General features: G+C 74.2%; 2 protein-coding genes and 1 pseudogene. 2 read left to right on the top strand and 1 reads right to left on the bottom strand.

The window, feature by feature from the left end; translation table 11 throughout:
* Positions 1 to 1,674, top strand: a pseudogene (locus ACFV4N_RS42615) (ATP-dependent Clp protease ATP-binding subunit); the annotation flags it as partial.
* A gap of 141 nt (positions 1,675 to 1,815) precedes the next feature.
* Complete coding sequence (locus tag ACFV4N_RS42610) at positions 1,816 to 2,217, top strand: SdpI family protein (protein WP_499678387.1); 402 nt, start codon at positions 1,816 to 1,818, stop codon at positions 2,215 to 2,217.
* Here the strand turns inward: ACFV4N_RS42610 and ACFV4N_RS42605 are convergent.
* Positions 2,210 to 2,631 (bottom strand): NHL repeat-containing protein (locus ACFV4N_RS42605; RefSeq protein ID WP_499678386.1); only part of this gene is annotated, 422 nt, incomplete at its 5' end. The two genes, ACFV4N_RS42610 and ACFV4N_RS42605, sit on opposite strands and share 8 nt — an antisense overlap.

Here is a 2,631-nt window from a genome sequence, read left to right as displayed (position 1 = left end):
TCCCGCTACCGGGGCGTCTTCGAGGAGCGGATGACGTAGCTGCTGGAGGAGATCCGGGCGCGCCAGGACGAGCTGGTCGTGTTCATCGACGAGCTGCACACCGTCGTCGGCGCGGGTGGGGGAGAGGGCTCGATGAGCGCGGGCAACATCCTCAAGCCGGCGCTGGCGCGGGGCGAGCTGCACATCGTCGGCGCGACGACGCTGGACGAGTACCGCCGCGACGTCGAGTCCGACCCGGCGCTGGAACGCCGCTTCCAGCCCGTGCTGGTGCCCGAGCCGACCGTGGCGGACACGGTCGCGATCCTGCGCGGCCTGCGCGACCGGTACGAGGCGCACCACCAGGTCCGGTTCGCCGACGAGGCGCTGGACGCGGCGGCGACGCTCGCCGACCGCTACCTCACCGACCGGTTCCTGCCGGACAAGGCCATCGACCTGGTCGACCAGGCGGGCGCGCGGGTGCGGCTGCGCGCGAGCCGCGGCGGCGCCGGGGCGCGGGACCTCCAGTCCCGGCTGGACCAGCTCCAGCGCGACCGGGACCAGGCGGTCGGCGAGGAGGATTACGAGCGGGCCGCCCGGCTGCGCGACTCGATCGCCGAGGTGCGGCGCGACATCGAGCGCGCCCGCGCCGCCGGCCCGCCGGCCGACGTGCCGGAGGTGGTCACCGAGGACATCGCCGAGGTCGTCGCCAGGCTGACGGGCATCCCCGTCAACCGGCTCACCCAGGAGGAGCGCGAACGCCTGCTGCACCTCGACGAGCACCTGCACGGCCGGGTCGTGGGCCAGGACGAGGCGGTGGAGGCGGTGGCCGAGGCCGTGCGGCGCTCCCGCGCCGGGTTCGCGGAGCCGGGTCGGCCCTCGGGCAGCTTCCTGTTCCTCGGCCCGACCGGCGTGGGCAAGACCGAGCTGGCCCGCAGCCTGGCCGAGGCCCTGTTCGGCGACGAGCACCACATGATCCGCCTGGACATGAGCGAGTACGGCGAGCGGCACACGGTCAGCAGGCTCGTCGGCTCACCGCCCGGCTACGTCGGCTACGAGGACGCCGGGCAGCTCACCGAGGCCGTCCGCAGGCAGCCCTACTCCGTGGTCCTGCTCGACGAGATCGAGAAGGCCCACCCGGACGTGTTCAACGTCCTGCTCCAGGTGCTCGACGACGGCAGGCTCACCGACGGCCGGGGCCGCACGGTGAACTTCACCAACACCGTCGTGATCATGACCAGCAACATCGGCTCGGACCTGATCACCTCCAGCACGCAGGGCGCGCTCGGCTTCTCGCCCGCCGACGAGCGCGACACCGACCAGCCGCTGCGCGAGCGGCTCATGCGGAGGCTGCGCGAGACGTTCCGGCCGGAGTTCCTCAACCGCGTCGACGAGATCATCGTCTTCCGCCGGCTGGAGGTCGAGCAGCTGCACCGCATCACCGAGCTGCTGCTGGAGCACACCAAGCGCCGGGCCCACGCCCAGGACATCGAGCTGGAGTTCACCCCCGAAGCGGTCGACTGGCTGGCCCGGCGCGGCCACCAGCCCGAGTTCGGCGCGCGCCCGCTGCGGCGCACCATCCAGCAGCAGGTCGACAACCGGCTGTCGCGGATGCTGCTGGACGGCTCCCTGGTCCCCGGCTCCCACGTGCGCGTCGACGCCGACGACGACCGGCTGGTGGTCGCCGCCACGGGCTGAGCCGATCGGCCCCACCACGGCCCCGCTTCCGGCCCCACCGCGCCCGGACTCCGGGCGCGATCCTCGGAACACGCGGCGGGCGGCCCGCCGTGCGGTTACCATGAGTATCGGGGGAAACACCGAGAGAGAGGAGGTGCCGGGGTGAGCTTCGTGCAGTTCCTCGGCACGGCCGCGCAGCAGCAGCCGGAACAGGTGCCGGGGTTGGCGGTGGTGGTGCTGTTCGCCGTTCAGGGGGTGGCGGCGTTGTGCCTGTTCCTGATGGCCTACCTGGGTGCCAACGAGAAGTTGCCCCGCAACGCGTTCTTCGGGCTGCGCACCGGCCAGTCCCGGGCCGACGACGAGACCTGGCGGCACGTCCACCGGACGGCCGCGCCCTTCGCCTGCGCCGCCGGGGTCGCGGCGCTCGCCGGCCTGGGCGCGCTGGCGCTGACCACCGACCGGGCCGCGCTGTTCCTCGCGACCCTGCTGATCACCAACGTGGTCGTGGTCGTGTTCATCGGGCTCGCGATGACCCACGGCCACCGGGGCCTGCCCGTCAGCTGACGCCGCCCCCGGCGAGCCGCGCGCCGCGCAGGCGGTGGAGCGAGGCCGTGACGTCGGAGGTGAAGTAGACGTCCCCGTCCCGGCCCACCGCGACACCGGTCGGGATGTAGACCTGCGGGATGTCCGGCACCGGCCAGAAGCCGATCGGCAGGCCGTCCCGGAGCGTGGCGAGCGCGCCCGAGCGCGGGTCGAGCGACACCAGCCGCGCGCGGCCGACCTCGGCGACCACCAGCGCCCCGCCGGGCGCGACGGCGAGCCCTTCCGGCTGGTCCAGGCCCGCCACCACCACCGACCGGGCGCCGGTCGCCACGTCCACGCGGGTCACCCGGCCGCCGGCCGTCTCGCTCACGTACACCGACCGGCCGCCGGCCGGCGCCAGCATCGTCGGCCCGTCGAGGCCCGCGACCGCGGTCG

This window comes from Actinosynnema sp. NPDC059797, from assembly GCF_042732085.1.
In the GTDB taxonomy this organism is placed as follows: Bacteria; Actinomycetota; Actinomycetes; order Mycobacteriales; family Pseudonocardiaceae; genus Actinosynnema.
Note: the sequence above shows the minus strand (reverse complement) of the source record. Positions and strands in the feature narration are given on the sequence as shown.